This is a genomic window from Amphibacillus jilinensis Y1, from assembly GCF_000306965.1.
GTDB lineage: Bacteria > Bacillota > Bacilli > Bacillales > Amphibacillaceae > Amphibacillus_C > Amphibacillus_C jilinensis.
Window position 1 is genome coordinate 12,954 of record NZ_JH976446.1, and the last position, 19,785, is coordinate 32,738.

18 protein-coding genes are annotated in these 19,785 nt (G+C 37.5%); 7 read left to right on the forward strand and 11 right to left on the reverse strand.

Annotated elements, in window-relative coordinates:
- Positions 1-142: 142 nt before the first annotated feature.
- From opp4C to B494_RS0118410, 6 genes are all read right to left on the reverse strand, one after another.
- On the reverse strand, positions 143-1,081 hold the full coding sequence (gene opp4C, locus B494_RS0118385) for an oligopeptide ABC transporter permease (protein ID WP_017473842.1): 939 nt from the start codon (positions 1,079-1,081) through the stop codon (positions 143-145).
- Positions 1,082-1,092: 11 nt separating this feature from the next.
- Positions 1,093-2,058, reverse strand: a complete 966-nt coding sequence (locus tag B494_RS0118390; RefSeq protein ID WP_017473843.1) for an ABC transporter permease — start codon at positions 2,056-2,058, stop codon at positions 1,093-1,095.
- A gap of 271 nt (positions 2,059-2,329) precedes the next feature.
- Positions 2,330-4,108, reverse strand: a complete 1,779-nt coding sequence (locus B494_RS0118395) for an ABC transporter substrate-binding protein (RefSeq protein ID WP_017473844.1) — start codon at positions 4,106-4,108, stop codon at positions 2,330-2,332.
- Positions 4,109-4,220: 112 nt separating this feature from the next.
- The gene (locus B494_RS0118400; protein WP_017473845.1) at positions 4,221-5,231 is read right to left on the reverse strand and encodes an ABC transporter ATP-binding protein; all 1,011 of its coding nucleotides are present in this window, start codon (positions 5,229-5,231) and stop codon (positions 4,221-4,223) included.
- A 36-nt stretch (positions 5,232-5,267) separates the two neighbouring features.
- Positions 5,268-6,239, reverse strand: coding sequence for an ABC transporter ATP-binding protein (locus B494_RS0118405; protein ID WP_017473846.1), 972 nt, complete (start codon positions 6,237-6,239; stop codon positions 5,268-5,270).
- Positions 6,240-6,812: 573 nt separating this feature from the next.
- Positions 6,813-7,685 (reverse strand): patatin-like phospholipase family protein, encoded by an 873-nt coding sequence (locus B494_RS0118410; RefSeq protein ID WP_017473847.1) that lies wholly within the window; start codon positions 7,683-7,685, stop codon positions 6,813-6,815.
- 146 nt (positions 7,686-7,831) lie between these two features.
- On the opposite strand from B494_RS0118410, the gene B494_RS0118415 reads away from it, so the two are divergent.
- Entirely contained in the window at positions 7,832-8,050 is a 219-nt protein-coding gene (locus tag B494_RS0118415) for a YuzF family protein (RefSeq protein ID WP_017473848.1), read from the forward strand.
- Between the two features lie 12 nt (positions 8,051-8,062).
- Positions 8,063-8,959 carry a manganese catalase family protein gene (locus B494_RS0118420; RefSeq protein ID WP_017473849.1) on the forward strand — a complete coding sequence of 299 codons (897 nt, stop codon included), beginning with the start codon at positions 8,063-8,065 and terminating at the stop codon, positions 8,957-8,959.
- 39 nt (positions 8,960-8,998) lie between these two features.
- Here B494_RS0118420 and B494_RS0118425 read toward each other — a convergent pair whose 3' ends face one another.
- On the reverse strand, positions 8,999-9,565 hold the full coding sequence (locus B494_RS0118425) for a TetR/AcrR family transcriptional regulator (RefSeq protein WP_017473850.1): 567 nt from the start codon (positions 9,563-9,565) through the stop codon (positions 8,999-9,001).
- A gap of 193 nt (positions 9,566-9,758) precedes the next feature.
- On the opposite strand from B494_RS0118425, the gene B494_RS0118430 reads away from it, so the two are divergent.
- Positions 9,759-10,394: an FMN-dependent NADH-azoreductase gene (locus B494_RS0118430; protein WP_017473851.1), complete on the forward strand. Its 636-nt coding sequence runs from the start codon at positions 9,759-9,761 to the stop codon at positions 10,392-10,394.
- A gap of 247 nt (positions 10,395-10,641) precedes the next feature.
- On the opposite strand, the gene B494_RS0118435 is transcribed toward B494_RS0118430, so the two are convergent.
- The 4 genes from B494_RS0118435 to B494_RS0118450 all read right to left on the reverse strand — a co-directional run bounded on the left by B494_RS0118435 (position 10,642) and on the right by B494_RS0118450 (position 15,607).
- Positions 10,642-11,052, reverse strand: a complete 411-nt coding sequence (locus B494_RS0118435; RefSeq protein WP_017473852.1) for a TFIIB-type zinc ribbon-containing protein — start codon at positions 11,050-11,052, stop codon at positions 10,642-10,644.
- A 189-nt stretch (positions 11,053-11,241) separates the two neighbouring features.
- Entirely contained in the window at positions 11,242-12,246 is a 1,005-nt protein-coding gene (locus B494_RS0118440) for a potassium channel family protein (RefSeq protein WP_017473853.1), read from the reverse strand.
- A 37-nt stretch (positions 12,247-12,283) separates the two neighbouring features.
- Complete coding sequence (gene gshA, locus B494_RS0118445) at positions 12,284-13,768, reverse strand: glutamate--cysteine ligase (RefSeq protein WP_017473854.1); 1,485 nt, start codon at positions 13,766-13,768, stop codon at positions 12,284-12,286.
- A 531-nt stretch (positions 13,769-14,299) separates the two neighbouring features.
- Entirely contained in the window at positions 14,300-15,607 is a 1,308-nt protein-coding gene (locus tag B494_RS0118450) for a nucleotide sugar dehydrogenase (RefSeq protein WP_017473855.1), read from the reverse strand.
- A 196-nt stretch (positions 15,608-15,803) separates the two neighbouring features.
- On the opposite strand from B494_RS0118450, the gene B494_RS0118455 reads away from it, so the two are divergent.
- The 4 genes from B494_RS0118455 to B494_RS0118470 all read left to right on the forward strand — a co-directional run.
- Positions 15,804-16,907: a DegT/DnrJ/EryC1/StrS family aminotransferase gene (locus B494_RS0118455; protein ID WP_017473856.1), complete on the forward strand. Its 1,104-nt coding sequence runs from the start codon at positions 15,804-15,806 to the stop codon at positions 16,905-16,907.
- Positions 16,904-17,989, forward strand: a complete 1,086-nt coding sequence (locus tag B494_RS0118460; protein WP_017473857.1) for a Gfo/Idh/MocA family protein — start codon at positions 16,904-16,906, stop codon at positions 17,987-17,989. Before B494_RS0118455 ends, B494_RS0118460 begins: the two co-directional genes overlap by 4 nt.
- Positions 17,979-18,674 (forward strand): N-acetyltransferase, encoded by a 696-nt coding sequence (locus B494_RS0118465; protein ID WP_017473858.1) that lies wholly within the window; start codon positions 17,979-17,981, stop codon positions 18,672-18,674. The genes B494_RS0118460 and B494_RS0118465 overlap by 11 nt, the downstream gene beginning before the upstream one ends.
- Before the next feature lie 686 nt (positions 18,675-19,360).
- A partial coding sequence (locus B494_RS0118470; protein ID WP_017473859.1) for an NTTRR-F1 domain occupies positions 19,361-19,785 on the forward strand: 425 nt, incomplete at its 3' end.

Sequence of the window (19,785 nt, forward strand, 5' to 3'; positions counted from 1 at the left end):
CAACAAACATCCCTTTCGTTAAGTCCTTATATGCAGCTCTATGATGCGCTTATTCCAACTCGTTTGAGGTGGAAACTTTACAGACAGTTATCTGTTATAAAAAAAGTTGACTTATGATCGCTCATAAAGTCAACTTAATTATCTATCTTCTATTGCTTTTTGGATCAAAAGCATCACGAAGACCGTCACCAATAAAGTTAATTGCTAAAACGGTTAAGAAAATACCTAATCCCGCTGGAATCCATGCTTCTGGATGATTTCGTAAAATCCGAATATTTTGTGCTTGTGACAGCATATTCCCCCAAGTTGGTGTCGGTTGAGGAATCCCCATACCTACGAAGCTTAAACCAGACTCAAAAATGATCATCTGCGCCATCATTAAAGTAGCATTAACCGTTATAGGGCCGATCGCATTAGGAATGAAATGCTTAAAGATGATTCGAAAATCAGAAGCACCAATCGCTTTAGCCCCCAACATAAACTCTTGCTCTCTTAATGATAGAAATGTCCCTCTAATGATCCGGGTTAAGTTAGGCCAACTTGTTAGTGCTATTATTGTGACGAACAATGCGATCGTGATTTCAGGCACAATCGAAATAATCGTTAAAGCAAGAACAAAAAATGGCAGTGCTTGCATCAAATCAGTAAGACGCATAATAAAACTATCGATTTTCCCACCATAATAGCCTGCAATTGACCCTAAGGTCGTTCCGATCATCAATGTGAAAATCATGGCACTAAAGCCGACAATCAATGAAATTCTTGAGCCATAAAGCAATCTTGAAAAATTATCTCTTCCTGATCCATCTGTTCCTAATATATGCTCACTACTCGGTCCATTCTCAATCAAAAGCAAATTACTTTTTGTTGGATCATGGGTTGCTAGTAGATCGGCAAATACTGAAATAAGGACAATACTTACTAAAATGACAATACCTACGATGGCAAGTTTATTTTTTCGGAATCGCGCAAACGCTAATTGAAAGGGACTTTTGCTTGCCTTATTTTTGCTAGGTTCTTGACCTTCCGGTGGTCTAATAGGTTCAACAGATGGCGTTTCTTGTGCATTAAGTTGTTGCATTATCGTTCACCTCAATCATAACGTATTCTCGGATCCACAATGCAGTAAAAAATATCAGCAAGCAGATTCCCTACTAAAATAAAAACGCCAAATAATAAACACATAGACATAATAACCGGATAGTCTTGATTCATAACAGACTGCAAAAATAAAGTTCCAAGACCAGGAAAATTAAAGACCTGCTCTGTAATAACCGCTCCACTAACTAGCGCACCAAATTCAAAGCCCATCAATGTAACAATGGGGATTAAAGCGTTTCTTAACGTATGCTTGTATAGGACACTATTACTGCTCATCCCTTTAGCTTTAGCCGTTCGAATATAATCACTACCTAACACATCTAGCACTTCAGAACGCATATACCTCATATAAGTGGCGGTTCCAGCTAATCCAAGTGTGATTCCAGGAAGAACAAGATGATGGAGTCGATCAATTAAAGCCGTAATACCTGTTAAGTTATTACTCGTTATGGTACCTTGTGAAGGAAACCAACCAAAGTTAATTGAAAAAACGTAAATAGCTATTAAGCCAAAAAAGAAGTTTGGAATCGCTAAACCTAGAAAACCGAAGCCAGTCGCTCCATAGTCCAAGGCAGAATACGGTTTGCGTGCTGAATAAATCCCTATAGGTATTGAAATCGTTAATGTGATAGCTAATGCAAAAAGCCCTAAATACATCGTATTTGGAAAACGTTGGCTAATCAAATCTAATACAGATCGTCCATTGTAATAGATTGATTGACCCAGATCACCACTAAGAATACTGGTCAGCCAATTAAAATATTGCACAGGAATCGGGTCGTTTAACCCCAACTCTTCTCTCCGCATTTCATAAACTTCCGGGTCAATGTTTGGATCGAGTATTTGACCAGTAAAAGGGTCCCCCGGTGCAGCTTGAGCAAGGGCAAATACAATGATCGTTAATGCCAATAACATCGGTATAAAAATTAATATTCTTCGAATGATATACTTATACATTGTGAGAAATCCTCCTTAGAAAAACACCAATTCGTTCGCCCTTTAACGAATAGGTTAGCTTTTCTTATCCTTACTTAATCCTTTTAAATGATCGTGCGATTGCTTCCCACTTATTTAAGAAAACTTTTGCACACTACTCACGAAACAAAAAAGGGTGGGTATGTACACATAACCTTGCACATACCCCTATTTTTTAAATTTATCTACATATCCCTAGTCGATAGTCGATTTGACTACTATGAAAACATTTTACATGTGATTGTCAATGACTTTACTCGCTTACCCACCATAAATGCGTGTTATTCGTAAAACGATAAGGCAGTGGGTCGACGCCATGGAAACGGTCATTGTGAGCATATAGTTTGTTTTGTGCATATAAAATAACAGCTGGTAAATCTTCTGCATAGAGCTGTTGCCATTCTGCATAAACATCTGCACGGTAATCTTGTTCAAAGGCATCAGGTGCAGATAGTGCATCTTGCATCAACTCATCAGATTCAGGGTTGTTCCAACGTGAATAGTTGTATGCTGATCGTGTTCCCCATAGACTTGATGGATCTGGATCAGAACTCGATAAACTCCAACCGATAAGGTAAAGATCCCAATCTGTATTATCATTTTCTAATTCTTCAGCATATGCTGTAAATTCTTTAGGTTGTCTTAAATTGACTTGAATGCCGATTTCCTCAAGATTTTCAGCAATAATCGGTGCTGAACGTTCACGTAATTCATTACCGACTGGATAATCTAAATTGAGAATCCATTCTTCTCCATTTGGATCTTCACGGAAGCCGTCATCAGTGACATCTACATAACCCGCTTCGTCTAATAGTGCTTCAGCAGCTGCAGGGTCATATTCATTTTGGTCAACCTCATCGGTATAAGCCCAAAATTGTGGTGCAATTGGTGAGTTGATCACGTCACCACGTCCATATAACAAACCTTCAACAAAGCCAGGACGATTAATCGCCTGAGCGATCGCTTGACGGACAAGTGGATCAGAAATCTTCTCGTTTTCCTCCCAATTATCTGGATCAATAACACCATCTTCCACGTCACTTGATGTGCGGTGATGGAGTTTAAAGCCCATTATTTGATAACCAAAGTCTGGTTGTTCGATGATCGTCACGTTACCAAATCCTGATACCGTTTCATAATCAGCAGCAGCAACACCTTCAGGGTCTGCAATAAAGTCAATTTCACCCGTTTCTAACAATCCAGTCATAACGGATTGATCAACAATTCGCCAAGTGATTTCTTCTAGATACGGCGTGCCTTGCCAATAGTCTTCATAACGTGTTAAATTATATTGCTCCCGCTCAACCATGTCTGTAAAAGCAAATGGACCGGTCCCAATCACTTCACCAGGATCTAAAGAAGCCGTATGTGATGGAATATCAGCTACTGGTATATCAGCAAATACGTGTTCAGGAATAATTGGAAAACTAGAATAATACAAAGGATTAACATTTGGCTCAGCAAAGTGGAAAGTTACGGTATAATCATCATCTGCTGTTACACCTTCAAATTCATCAGTCTCACCAGAACTGTAATCCTCGTAGCCTAACAAATTTTCAACGTACACAGTCCGTACACCACCGGCAGCTATATAATCAGGATCAGCTAATGCTGAATAAGTATAAACAACGTCATCTGCAGTAAATGGTTCGCCATCATGCCACGTCACACCTTCTTCAAGTGTAAACGTAATCGTTGTTTGATCCTCATTTGTCACCCAATCACTCGCTAAACTCGGGATAAATTCTAGGTCATTTTTTTGTGAAACAAGGCTCTCATGAGTAATAGATAAAATATTATTCTCGTATGTCTCTGTGTAAAAAATCGGGTTAAACAAACCAGTTGGTGCCGAGTGCATCGCTCCAGTAATCGATCCACCTTCAACAGGATCACCACTAGCCGGCTCTTCTGCCTCTCCTTCATCACCAGTAGGCTCTGCATCATTTGTCGTATCATCAGCATCATCGCCACAAGCAACTAACACCACACTAAAAGATAGTAACAGTAATAACATCAGTAAGAACTTTTTCATTAAAACTCCCCCTTGATTTGAATTTGATAAATTTTGACCACTCAATCTTTTTAATATGGACCTAAGCAATCACCTCCATAGCTAGCGTTAAATGACGGGTGTCATTGTTAAATTATTTATTATCATGCAAATGGCAGGCAACAGAATGGCCATTGTCACGATTTAACAGATGTGGTCGCTCAGTCGTACATCGATCATGAGCGAGTGGACAACGGGTTCGAAACGCACAACCTGACGGGGGATCTGACGGACTTGGCAGGTCCCCTTCCAGTACGATCTTTTCACTCTTCTTCGATAAATCAGTCACAGGGACAGACGACAATAAGGCTTGGGTATAGGGATGAAGCGGATTATTATAAATATCATCTTTCGGCGCAATTTCAACAATTCGCCCTAAATACATAACCGCTACGCGATCACTAATATGTTTGACCACACTTAAATCGTGGGCAATAAACAAATAAGTCAGTCCAAATTCATCCTGTAGGTCAGCCATTAAGTTTAATACTTGCGCTTGGATCGACACATCTAATGCAGATACAGGTTCGTCACCAATAACAAATTTAGGATTAATCGCTAGTGCCCTTGCTATACTAATACGTTGACGTTGCCCTCCAGAAAATTCATGTGGATATTTATTTCGATCATCAGCACGTAGGCCTACCTTCTCTAAAAGGTTCAAAGCTTTTTCTTTTCGTTCCTTCTTTGTTAAGTCTGTTTGAATCAGAAGAGGTTCTTCTATTAATTCACTGACACTCATTTTTGAATTTAGAGAAGCGAATGGATCTTGAAAAACGATTTGCATATCTTTACGATAGGGTCTCATTTTCCGATTTGATAAATCCGTAATATCATCATTTTCAAAATAAATCTTGCCTTCTGTGGGTTCCAGCAAACGAATGATCATCCGCCCTAATGTTGATTTACCAGAACCAGACTCCCCTACAATACCTAAAGTCTCGCCTTTTTTAATCGTCAAGCTCACATCATCAACCGCTTTGACATGACCGACTGTATGCTTTAAGACTCCACCCTTGATCGGAAAATATTTTTTCAAATGCTCGACTTGGATCAGCACATCCTCTGCTATCCTTGTGTTGTCTTCACTATTTTTAACTTCCATCATTAACCTCCTATGTACATTAACGCCTATATCGTATTATTTGAATAAATGACACCGCACCTCGTGTCCATCACTTTCTGGAATAAGATCAGGATTCGCATGTAGGCATTTCTCCATGACATGTGGACAACGTGTTGAAAATCGACATCCCTTCGGAAAGCGATGGGCTGGTGGCACGGTCCCTTTGATAGCGCCTAGTCGATCCGTCTGCTTATCAAGGCTAGGAAGGCTAGCGAGTAAACCATTTGTATAAGGGTGTTTAGGATCATTAAATAACGTTTGTTTAGTAGCTGATTCAACAATTTGTCCACCATACATAACCAAGACACGATCCGCATATTCTGCTACTACTCCTAAATCATGGGTGATTAGCAAAACGCCCATATCAAATTTATGTTTCATCTCATCAATTAGATCTAGTATTTGCGCTTGGATCGTCACATCAAGGGCTGTCGTCGGTTCATCAGCGATTAGCAACTTGGGTTCACAGGCAATGGCAATCGCGATCATGACCCGTTGACGCATCCCACCTGAAAGCTGGTGAGGGTGTTCTTTTATCGTTTCTTCTGCTCTAGGAAAACCGACTAATTTTAGTAATTCAATAGCCCGCTTTTTAGCAACCGAACTCGACATTTTTTTATGTTTACGTAGCACTTCAATAATTTGATTCCCTACTGTATAGACCGGGTTAAGCGCCGTCATCGGCTCTTGAAAGATCATACCTACTTCTTTACCACGAATATCTGTCATTTTCTTATCAGACAAATCAACAATATTTTTCCCATTCAGATAAATTGCACCATCGACAATTTTCCCGGGCTTTTCAATTAAGTTCATAATTGATAATGAGGTGATACTCTTCCCACTACCAGATTCACCTACTAATGCTAAGGTTTCGCCTGGCTCAATCGCGAAATCAACATGATCAACTGCCTTAGCGATTTCATTATCATCTAAATAAAAATATGTTTTTAAACCTTCTACCGATAAAACAGTAGAGTTTGTCATATATACACCGCCTCTTTAATCATTATCAAAATATTAATTCAATTCAAAATAAAACAATTTATATTGAAAAAATAACAGTATATGTTGCTATGTTGCATGAAATGATCTTTCATATTTCCTTTTTAAAAATGCATTATAAAATTGAATTTTAATAGAATACTAAATTGTTGATTGTAAAAATTGTATAAATAGCGATTTAGTGGTATTTCGAAGTGGTTACTTGGTACAGTGTAAAGTACTAAGAATATAACGTCAATTTTTTTGTTAAATAAGTTGACATTGAATGTTAATAATAGTAACACGACTAATTATGTAGGTATTGAGCTTCTAATAGCAACAGTATATAGGAAAAGGGAATTTGTTACCATACTTTTTTGAAAATTTAATAAAATTTTTTTGAAATTCTTGTATTAATTTGTTCAAACTTCATCTCACAGAGGTAAAAAAGATTGGAAATCATTAAGTGAGCTATCCTCCTATTCGTTGTTCAACAAAATAGGAAGACACTCAAACGTGTGTTTTTAATTACTTATCTTTATTACCGATTTTGTTAAAGTATTCAGAATTTTTCAGTTACACCGTTATTTGAGATTGACTGCGATTTAACCAGGCATTGAGCTGATCATGTTGCTTCTCTGCAGCAAAATAACCTGCTTGGTGGAGGCTATCAAGTTTTTGCGGATCTTTCTCAGCTCGTTTAACTTGCTCATGCGCCTCTGGACGAATGACATAAACATCTCCAGCTTCTTCACGCGCTTCGATGAATGCCAGTGTCTCATTATAAACTTGGTGTCTTATTTCCAAAGCCTTTACAAGATTTTTATAGTGCGGATAGATGATACGTGCAGTCATCTTAGCACGGAACGGTTTCTTCCGATAACCTTTCGGACGCGTCAAGATGATGAGATGCTTTTTATTACCATCTTCAATCGACTTTCTTATCGGAATCGGATCAACAATTCCACCATCCAATAATGTATAGCCTGCTAATTCAACAGGTTTACCTACTAATGGTAGGCTACTTGATGCTTTAACAGCTTCGATGACATCATCCGTATTACTTTTTTCAAAATATACAGCCTTACCTGTTTGACAATTTGTTGTTGGTATAACAAGGCGCTCTGCAATCGACTGAAATGTCTCATAGTCAAAAGGAATCAATTCTTTAGCAATATCATTAAAAAGAAACTCCATATTAAAAATGCCTTTACCTTTAAATAAATTTCTATAATTTATGTAACGGGGATCATTAGCAAAGTTAACATTGACTTGGCGACTTCTATCTTTCTGTCTCGATAGATATGATAAAGCATTACAAGCCCCCGCTGATACCCCAACAACATAAGGGAAATAAAGCTGATGATCCATAAAATAATCCAATACTCCCGCAGTATATAGGCCACGCATACCGCCACCTTCTAAAACAAGACCGACGTTTGCATCCATCACATTCACCCTCTCTAACTATTAATTACCAAGTATAGCAAAGAAATGCTAACAGTACCATTGATTGATGTTAATTCGAGTGTATAAATTGAGTCATCGTATCATAAATATAATTGATATATCAAAAAAGAAAGGAGCTTAACCTCATGAATGAACAGACCCCTTCTTTTGTAAATACGATCGATACTTACGTATATCAAACTTTACAATCGATTGAACGCTCTGAAATAGTTGTTCAAACCACTCAAGGAACCGTAACAGGTATACTACGAACCGTCATGCCAGATCACATTGTCGTCGAGTCTGGTGGATCTCCGTTTTTCATTCGCACCCAACAAATTGTGTGGGTTATTCCAAGAAACTAGGAGGCATATTAGATGTTTAAACGTGAAAACCGTATGCTCATTGCCCTCCCAATCCCTGAACATGGTGATCCCAATGCAGCTTCAGCCGTTCAGGAGTTGTTAGGTGGTAAATTTGGTGAAATGTCTACATTAAATAATTATATGTACCAATCTTTTAATTTTAGAAGGAAAGATAAATTAAAGCCATTCTATGATTTAGTTGCGAGTATTACTGCTGAGGAATTTGGCCATGTTGAGCTCGTTTCAAATGCTATTAATCTATTATCGAGGGGGAATACCTTTTATACTGGCGATCCTGATGTTACACCATTAAGAGAAGGAAAAGATAGCCGCAATACGTATCAATTTATTGCAACAGCACAAACGGCATTAGCTGGAGATTCAATGGGGAATCCTTGGCGAGGGGATTACGTCTTTAGTAGTGGTAATCTCGTACTTGATTTACTACACAATTTTTTCTTGGAAGTTGGTGCCCGTACACATAAAATGCGCGTTTACGAAATGACCGAGCACGAGACGGCACGAGAAATGATCGGCTACCTATTGGTTCGTGGAGGAACGCATGTATTAGCATATGCCAAAGCATTAGAAATAGCAACAGGCGTTGATGTCAAAAAGATGGTACCTATCCCTAATTTGTCAAATAGTAAATTTGATCATGCTCGGAAGTTTGAAGAACAAGGTCTCAACAATGCGCTCTATACATGGAACGATGTTGGTCACTATGTTGATATTAAACAAATTTGGAAAGGTGAAAACCCTGAAAATGGTGAAGCATTAGTCGTCAAAGAAGGTGCACCAAAAGGCGCACCTATCCCTCATTTAGAAGATTTGCCTGAAGAATTTGCCCCAGGCATCGATCGAGATGATTATCAGCGGATTGCTAAACGTCTAATGGAAAACATGTAAATCTATCAACCTATGCAAGTGGTTCTTTACATGACTTGCCTATTTTATGATTTCTAAACCATTTAACAAAATCGGCATAGCTGTTTCGATCAGTTGTTCTGCATCAATGGATTGATCATTCCGCCATTCATTTACAACGCCATATATCGCCCAACTTAGCATAACAGAGGTTAATCTTAACTCTTGATCATGACTTGAAGCGGTATTGTTTAATAGAATATGATAAAATTGATCAGCTAACTCACGTTTAACCGTCACTTCAATAGAAGATTTAAAGTTATAATAACTGCGTTCACAACGTGATGAAAGATTGTTGTGAAAATCAATTAGTGATAAGAAAACCTTACGAATCGCTGTTTTATTTATTTTCTCACAGTCTGTTAAACGACTAATCACATGTGTCATCAAATCTTCTTTTAATGTTTGTTCGATTAAATCATATTTATCTTTGAAATGATAGTAAAAGGTAGCCCGATTAATCGTTGCTTCTTCTGTGATATCTTTTACAGTAATCATATCAAAGGATTTTTTCGCAGATAACTTAATAAATGCATCCATTATTAATTTACGTGTTCGCTTAATTCTGGGATCTATTTTTTTACCCATGTTCCCTACTCCATTCTTTCAACATTTTTACAAAATTGTTGTTTATACAATATTTTTTTAAATTTATTGGTTGTCTCGAATTGAAAATATCTTTACACTACAAATTATACAGCACTTAGAACTTTTTTAAAAAGATTTGCTCACCATTGGGCAAAGGTGCTGGAAATATTATATGGTTGGGGGACTTTTTAAAATGAATTTACTCGTTATTAAAGCCAATAATCGCCCGTCTGATCAAGCGATTAGTAGCAAAATGTATGATACATTTATCGAAGAAGTATCTAAAGCAAGTAACCTTAATGTTAAAACTTATGATGTTTTCGCAGAGGATACACCTGTTCTAGGTCAAGAACTTTTTAGTGGTTTTGCCAAACTGGAAGCCCATGAAGTACCGTCAGAAACTGAGCAGCGTCTATTAGATGCCAAACAGAAGGCAATGGATTTGTTTAGCGAAGCTGATGTTATTGCTTTTGCCTTTCCACTGTGGAACTTAACCATTCCAGCGAAATTACAAACATTTATTGATTATATCTTCTCTGCTGGCTTCACATTTAATTATGCTGAAGATGGAAGTTTAATTCCATTACTTCCAGAGAAAAAAATCATTTTACTTAATGCACGTGGTGGCGTCTATTCAACACCTGAAACTGCACCAATGGAAATGGCTGTAAACTACATGAAGACCACATTTGCCGGTGTGTTTGGCATGGAAATTATTGAAGAAGTGATCATCGAAGGGCATAATGCTCAACCTGATCAAGCTGAAAAAATTATTAGCCAAGGTTTAGCAGAAGTTAAAGAAGCTGCGAAACGCTTAATTAACTCTTAAACCATTAAAAGCAGGTAACCCCAATAATCGGGTACCTGCTTTTACTATAATATAGTCTCATTCGAAGTTGCTTATGTAGATAACGGCAATCCAGATACTCCATCCCAATCGTGTTAATCAAAAGCTCACCACGACATCTCCATTGAATATGTTTGCTTCTGCGACGACACTTTAACGTAAATCGTTTCCCACTAACAAACCTTCAATCAGCGGGCATTTTATCAACAGTTATCTGTGATAAATATACTTAAAAGCGAACCTTAACTTGAAATCGTTTCGTACAACGCGGACATTTTGTTCGATGGACACCTCTTTTGCGGGGCAAGCGTAAAACCGTTTGACAATTTGGACATTTACGGTATCGGTGTGTGCGAACATCTGCTAGTCTTTTAACGGTTAGACTCAATTTGTTTTTTATTCGTCTCCAAAACTTAAGAAATTGTTGATTTTCAACATAGCGTTTACTTATATTCTTAGAGAAAACACGGTAGATAGCGACAACAATGAGCAACCAGAGCAATAAACCAAAATACGGGTTATGGATGCGCCGATTAAAAGCGAGTAATATAAAATATAAAATCAACATCGCAATATAAAGCTGATCGATTCCATAGCGCCCTTGCATAAACTGCGCTATCTTTCTTTTTAAACGTTCCATTATTCCACCTCACTTATTCAAACAAAATTAAATTCATTATAAACGAACCCTCAAAATGGACATTTTCGTTCTTCTCCCACTGATTGTTAATTGAGTGAACCCGAATATTAGCGTCCATTATCTCACGCCTAAATAAATGAACGTTACTCTCTAACTCTATTTTAAGTCGAGCACTTCACTTATAAACGATCATATATTTCGGGCTAACTTCATCAACGCTTCTAATTGATCTTGCTCACCAAGTACGATCATGATATCACCTGTTTTTAAAATATAGTCTGATTTAGGATTAAAAATCATATCATTTTCTTTCTTTGACTTTATCGCAATTAAAATTAAATCGGTTTCTTCTGCGATATTTGCTTCTTTAATTGATTTTCCAACGACAAAAGAACCTTGCTCTATTTTCACTTCATTTAGATTAAGATCAATATGCCCTGAGTGCGTAATGGTATCCAGAAAGGCAATAACAGAAGGCTTTAGTAGCATCGATGCCATCCGATGTCCGCCAATTTCATTAGGCGATACAGTCTTGTTAGCACCCGCACGAATTAACTTATCGTGGGAATTGGGTGTAATCGCTCGTGCAATGATATTCAACTCTGGATTCATTTCTCTTGCGGTTAATACGGTATATAAATTATTAGCATCCGTTGACAGACTCGTGACAAGTCCACTTGCATGGATAATATTTGCGTCATTTAAAGCTTGATCGGTTGTCGCATCTGCATGTATGACAGCTATACGATCTTTTTTCAACGCTTCAACTTTATTAGCATCTTGCTCAACAACGACAAAATCTGCATTTTGCTGCTGTAAAACATGAATAACTTGGCTACCTGTCTCTCCAGCTCCGCAGACAATAATGTGATCATTCATTTTATTAATCTGTTCTTTCATTTTGCGCTCCCTCCATACTCGCTTTAGCGTCCCCTCAAAAAAATAACGCATCAGTGCTGATCCTGCATAGCCGATCACACTGATGCTCATAATGATTAGCAGAATTGAAAAAATCTTTGCTTCTGCTGTCATAGGGGCAACTTCACCGTAACCTACCGTAGATATAGTGATAATCGCCATATAAAGCGCATCTATCCAGCCAACCTCTAATAGCAACCAATAACCTATACTACCAAAAATAATAAGGAACAAAAGTAAACTAATTAAAAAGATTATTCTCTTTCTATGTTTCATTTTAAAAACTCCTAAATAAATTTAATGCATTCCTCTGTTATGCCTCTTTTTCGATTTGATCTTTACAGAACTTGCTTTTATATTGGTTAGCTAAACGTAAGCCAAAGTCGATATAGCTTTCCTGCCTTTGTTTCATCTCATTAACTATTTTCTCAGCGGGTAATAGAAGACGGTTGTGTAATTTGTCACGTTCTTTTGCAACAACACAACGAAATCGATCACTTCTATTTGCATGATCTATTAATTCAGCAATCTGGTAAAGTTTAGCGAATATCGCTTCTCCCCATTCCTTCAGCTCTATCTGTTGATCCTCCGATTTTAACAATCTTAAATAAGGTAAGCGTCCTAATAAAGCAACAAGTTGGTGATTTTTACTCGCCCGCATCAGTGCTTGATTTGAAGTCGGATTACTGTCTTCAAATAAACAGAACAAAACAAAAAGATGGACAAAATCAATTTGCGTTTTACATACCCCCCATTTGCTAAATGGATTGATATCCAATAATCGAATTTCTATATAGTCGATCCCACGCTGTTCAAGCGCTTCAATTTGCGATTGATTATCCTTCACTTTTGATTTAAAACGTACGGGTGCATAAAATTCATTTTCATTTTGTATAATCGAAGTATTTAATTGCACGCGTTCACCATCGCGTTCCACACCATATTGTCGATATTGTTCACTTTCTGTTGATAATAGTTTCTTAATATCTTGAATATAAGCAGCTAGACTATTATAAGACACTTGATATTGTTCTTGTATTTCCGTTGAATAACCAAACCGACTTGCCCTTAAAGAAGTTGCACACTTTTTAAAAAGCTGTTTTTCTTGCCTTAAATCTTCGCAACCCTCAGAGACTTTTTGCAATTCTTTTTCTATAACCGAATCATAACTCTGATCCGCAACAGGTGAAGCACCAAAAAGATAGATTAATAACCAGCGATATTTAATGAAATTGCGACTTATTTTCATGTATACTTTATTTTTAAATGCTGTCATATCTTCCTCTTGATGAAAATGTTGGTGCAACAGCTGAAGCAAATGATTTCCTAAAGAATAGTTGTAATGAATACCTGAAATCATCTGCAGTTTTTTTCCATAACGTAAGGCAAGACCCTTGCGGTAAACTTCTTTTGCTTGCCCTTCTGAAGAGTGATCAAATTTAGCAATCGGAATAGCTTGTTCCCGTGGTAACCGTGGTGGCATACTCATCGGCCACATCCGTTGATCGCCAATACCTTGATCTGCAATTAAAGAAATTTCCTTTAATTCTGCATATAGAAGGTCAATAGATGGATGTGGACGTGTGACAAACTCCAATTGGTTCTCAGCAAAGTCAACGGTGATTTGATTATTCATCCGCTTATTACCAAATATAGCTGGGTGATCGGTTAAAGCAATATGGCCATCAGCTGTTATACGCTGTGTTTCTCGTTCAATCCCCCATAATCCGTCTAACAATAATTTTTTTCGATCTGGATGGTCAAACAAACTAAGCACCTTAGTGAATTTTTCATCCATTATATCCCATCCTTCTATAATTAAATCATACTTTCTAGTTTATGTCCGCATCATTTCATTCAGAATCTGAGACGATATTTTCATGTCTATTCCCACTTCTTAGCATACACAAACCTAAGTACCATTGACAAATATTTTCCCTTCCTATTCCATCTTAATTATAAAGCATATATATGTAAAAACGGTGACCCTTCATTTTATTATTAAATCATCATAAATGAAGCATTTCCTCTTACAGCAGAGCACCGCATTAATTGAGAATAAATCATAAAACAAACCTCCAATCAGTGGTGTTTTTCGCTCGATCCCCACTGATTGGAAGTTGAGTCAATCAGGACATTAGCGTCCGTTAACACTCCCCAGCTTAACTCTCTAGTTTGTCGCGGGGATTTTGCGAACAGTTACCTGTGATAAAGAAGACACTGACAACTCATTAATGTTAAGACACATAGATCGACAATACAGTGCCTAAGTCAGTTAGAGCTCAGCCCAACCACTAACCGTTTTTATTTGACTCCTCTTCACTTTGTACTATAAACACCAATAAGATAAATGGTTAGGTAATGCCAATTGATTTAAAACAGCTTTTAAATCAATCAATAATACAGGTTTATCTTGTACCCAAGTGGATAACTGCTGACTTAATGCAGTGACTAATGGCTGATGTGGGACAAGTAACATAATCACATCTGCATCCCATAGAGTAGAAATGGGAACAAATCGATCGCCTGTGATCTCTTGATAGGCTAGTGGTGAGACGAGCGGATCTGAAGCCATTACATTGACGTCTAGTTGCTTCAGCTTTTTAATAATCTCGATCGCTTTAGCGTTTCGTAAATCAGCTACATTTTCTTTAAATGCCACACCTAAAACGTGAACCTTCACATCTGATAATTGTCGCTGTTGTTGATCTGCATATGTTTGAACACGCTCAATTACAAAATCAATCATTGACTCATTTATTCGCCGTGCTTCTTTTAAAAAAGACGGGTGATAATAAACGTCTTCAGCTTTTGTTATTAAATAATAAGGATCAACACCAATACAATGCCCACCTACTAACCCTGGTTTAAAATCAAGAAAATTCCATTTCGTCTTTGCTACCGCTAATACATCTTGAAAGTTAATATTGAGTTGATCAAAAAGTTGGGACAGTTCATTCATAAAAGCAATGTTAATATCACGTTGAGCATTTTCAACAATTTTTGCCGCTTCAGCTACTTTAATGGTACTTGCTCGGTAAACAGGTGCATCTAATACACTACAATATAATTGCTCTATCTTATCTAACGTTTCTACATCATATCCAGAAATGATTTTACCAATCGTTTTAAAGGTATTTTCTTTATCACCAGGATTAATGCGTTCAGGAGAATAACCGATCGAAAAATCACTACCCACTTCAAATCCTGATGCGCTAGCCAATAAAGGCAAGCAGACTTCTTCTGTTGCGCCTGGATAGACCGTTGATTCATAAATAATGATCGCTCCACGCTTCATATGTTTACCGACTTGATCTGAGGCTGTCTTGATATAAGACAAGTCTGGCTTTTTATCCGCGTCTATCGGTGTTGGTACCGCAATAATAATATAATCACATACAGATAAGGCTTCAATCTGATTAGTAAACTGTAAGGTTGTATCCTTTAATTCCTTTTCATCTACTTCTCCTGTTAGATCTATTGCCAGCTTCAGTGCATCAACCTTGCCTTTATCAATATCATAACCAATCGTATGATATTTTTCGGCGAAAGCAAGCGCAGCTGGCAAACCAACATAACCTAATCCAACAACACCAATCGATGGATAGTAGGAACGTTCGACAGCTTTATCACTCATCACTATTTTCCTTTCCTGTTTATTAAAATCTATTATTTTATATGTGTTTATAGCGTCACATGTTCTTAAGTTTATTAAAAAAGGCAGAATCACTAATCCCACCAAATCAATATTTTCACCTATTTAATGCCGTGCCACAACGAGGAAAGCTATCATATGGTAACGCGAGAATGATTCAGAAAGGAGTATGCATAATATGATTCCATTATTAGATTTGCAAACACAGTACCAATCAATTGAGGCTGAAATACTAGAAGAGATAAAGGATGTGCTAAGAAGTGGACAGTATATTTTAGGTCCCTATGTAGCAAAGTTAGAGCACCAAATCGCAGAAAAAGTTGGTGTTACTCATGCAGTGGGTGTCGCAAGTGGTACAGACGCCCTCACACTCGCACTTATTGCCTATAACATTGGGCCAAAAGACGAAGTGATTACTACACCGTTTACTTTTATTGCAACAGCAGAGGCAATCTCACGCGTAGGTGCAACCCCTGTTTTTGTTGATGTTGATCCAACAACGGGGTTAATTGATGCTAAAAAAATAGCAGATAAAATAACCGCAAAAACAAAAGCAATTATTCCAGTCCAACTGTTTGGACAGTCTGCAGACATGGATACCATTAATCAAATCGCTAAAGCACATCAGCTAGTTGTTATCGAAGATGCTTGCCAGGCATTTGGGGCAACATATAACCATAAACCCGTCGGTTCATTAGGAGATGCTGGTTGCTTTTCATTTTTTCCAACAAAAAATTTAGGGGCCCTTGGTGATGGAGGTGTCGTCACTACAAACAACAAAGCAATTGCTGATCGAATCAAGCAATTGCGCGTCCATGGCAGTCACAAGAAATATTATCACCATGAAATTGGTCTTAACAGCCGGCTCGATGCGATGCAAGCCGCTATTTTACTCGTTTGTTTAGAACACATCGACCATTGGAATGCACAACGAAGAAACAAAGCCAAGCGTTACAAGCAACACTTAGAAGGCATTAATCAAATCACATGTCTAACTGAAGCTAAAGATAACAGACATGTCTATCATCTATTTTGTCTCAAAAGTTCTAATCGCGGATTAATTATGCAAGCATTACGCGACCATGATATAGCTTCAGCCATTTATTATCCGCTCTGCTTACATTTACAAGAAGCCTATCAATTTCTAAATTATAAATTAGGAGATTTTCCAAACGCTGAGCAATTATCAGAAACGATCTTTTCAATTCCACTTCATCCATTTTTAAGTAACGAACAACAAATTGAAGTGATAAACGTAATCAAAGAGGTTACTCAATTATGAAAAAATTACGAATAGGGATAATTGGTTGTGGATTTATCGCTGAAAAACACGTAAAAACATTGAATCGTTTATCAGAACAATTCACGTGTTACGGCTTAGTCGACCAAAAGCTAGAAAGAGCAAAAGCTGTTAATAAACTCATTTATCAACCAGCAGAAGAACTCACTTTATATACAGATTACCAAGCGCTAATTGAACGAACAGACATCGATGTTGTTATCATAACGGCTCCATCCTTTTTACATGGAAAAATGGTTATAGACAGTTTATTGCATGATAAACATGTTATTGTCGAGAAACCGCTCAGCCTATCTTTAGAAGAAGCTGACCATATTATTGCTTGTTCAAAAAAGACAGGGAAACACGTGCTCGTTTGTCACCAGATGCGTTATCGACCACTTTTCCAAAAAATCAAATCACTTTTCGACAAACATCAATTTGGTCAACCTTATCTTGCTACTTCCTCTATTTTGCTTAATAGATCCGAGCAGTATTACAAAGAAACCGATTGGCGTGGCACATGGCAATATGATGGAGGGATGTTGCTGAATCAAGGGTTGCATGTAGCCGATTTACTAATCTGGTATTTGGGCGATATTGATTGGATTTTTGGAAAGACAACAAATTTTTCGACATGGAAAGAAACAGAAGATCTCGCCCTCAGTATGTTTAAATTTAAAAATGGTGCTTACGGAAGCGTAACAGCTACTTCACAAGTACAGCCACATAATTTAGGTTATCAACTACAGTTTATTTGTGAGGATGGTACATTGGCGATAAACGGACCTGCCCTAAATCATATTGAACACTTTCACATTAAGCATCAACGGATGTCCGCAGACAAATTAATAAATATCTCAACTGACACTGACGACCGTTATTATATGTATCAAGATTTTTATCAAGCATTAACTGATGAACAGCATCAACCATTGATGACTGCTTCAGAGGCGAAAAACGTACTAAATTTCATTTACAGCCTTTATCAAGCTGATAAGATTAATCAAATGGTTTATCCGCCGCTAACAACTTTTTCTACTATGAATATGAAAGAAAAGGATGATGAGCATAATGATAAGTAAATCTGCTTATATAGGCGAACAAGTCAAACTCGGTGAAGGTGTCATTATTGAAGATGATGTCTTTATTGGGGATTACGTTTCAATTGGGCACCATGTTGTAATCAAGAAAGGAACGATCATTGGAGACTATGCAACGATTGGAAATTTCAATTCATTAGGGCAGCAACCTTCCGGAAACAAGAATATGATTACCTCAACCGAGCAGCATTATGAGCCTTTATTAATTGGAACTGGTGTTAAGACCGGTGATCATTGCGTTATTTATTGTGCTACGATTCTTCATGATCATACCTTTATCGGTGATTTAGCAAGCATTCGAGAACAAGTTATTGTTGGAAAAGAAAGCGTTATTGGACGGCAATCGATTATTGAAAACCATACGATCATCGGTGAAAAAGTAACGATCCAAACTGGCTGCTATGTAACTGCTCATATGCTTATTGAAGATAGAGTCTTTCTTGGACCATGTTGTTCAACTTCAAATGATAAATATATGCGATCCGGTGGAAATGCTTTAAAAGGACCTGTTATAAAAAAGGGAGCTAAGCTCGGTAATCACGCTACTTTATTGCCAGGCGTTGTGATAGGAGAAAATGCTTTAGTTGGAGCAGGTACGACGGTAGTAAAAGATGTACCGCCCTCTCAAACTGTAATCGGTCCACCCGGACGAATCAAATCTATTTAATAAAACGAATCTTTATCAGTGGGCGGAGGGCGGTTTTAGTCTACGATCTTACCCACCCACTGATGGTTCGTTGAGTGGATAGGACATTAGCGTCCGTTATCACCCACCTCAATCAATTTGCTCTACTCTCTATTTTGGGGGGATTTTACGGACGGTTAGCTGTGATAAAAGCGAACCTCCCTCAGTGAAGGTTTATATGACTTACTGAGGGGTTCGTGAACATAGAACGCTTTTTAAAAAACGCGCATAGATCAATTCTAGAAATGTATCTCAAATTTCTTATATTTTTGCATTCAAATCTTCTACTTTTTCAATTCCAGCTACTTTATGAAAGCTTTTTTTCTTTTCTAACTTAGAATAGAGCTGGATTTAACTGCAATTATCCCCATACCATTCGCTTTGCTCAAAGTGCAAAACGTCAGCAAATATGTTTTTGCAAACTTATTCCTCACTTCCACTGCATTTTTGAAATAGAAATTGTACCGCATGTTAGTACGGAACAATTTACAGCTAGCTCTTACCTATTTCTTTATTAAACAAATATAATCCATTCACATATTTTTAATTATATACACTCTATTAAGTGAACAGCCTTTGCAAATCAATTCTTTTTACATACTATATGTTGAGCTAAATTTCTATTAACGCTAGTTATTTGGCTTAATTTAGCGAAGGGAGGATTTTTTATGTCTATTGAAAATTTAGTTGTTAATGGCGGGTTTGAAACAAGCGATCTCACTGGGGGGGCATTTTTAAATACCATTGTAACTCCAACACAATCTCATTCAGGTATTTATTCAGCCAGATTTGCTAGTGGAACAGTTCAAGCTTTCATTTCTCAAACCGTTCCAGCAAATCCAGGCGAAAGTTATCAATTTTTTGGTTCGTTTGCTAAGTTCACAGCACAGCCTAGCCCGATTATCCAAATTCAATTGCAATATCTAGACGCAGGCAATAATGTTATTGGTACTGGTCTAGATTTTATCATTGCTTACGACACACTTCCGATTGTTGTTGATGATAATTGGAACGAAATCTATCAAACATCAACGGCTGCACCAGCCGGCACAACACAAGCCCAGTTAACAATTACTAAACAACCTAGTGCTCT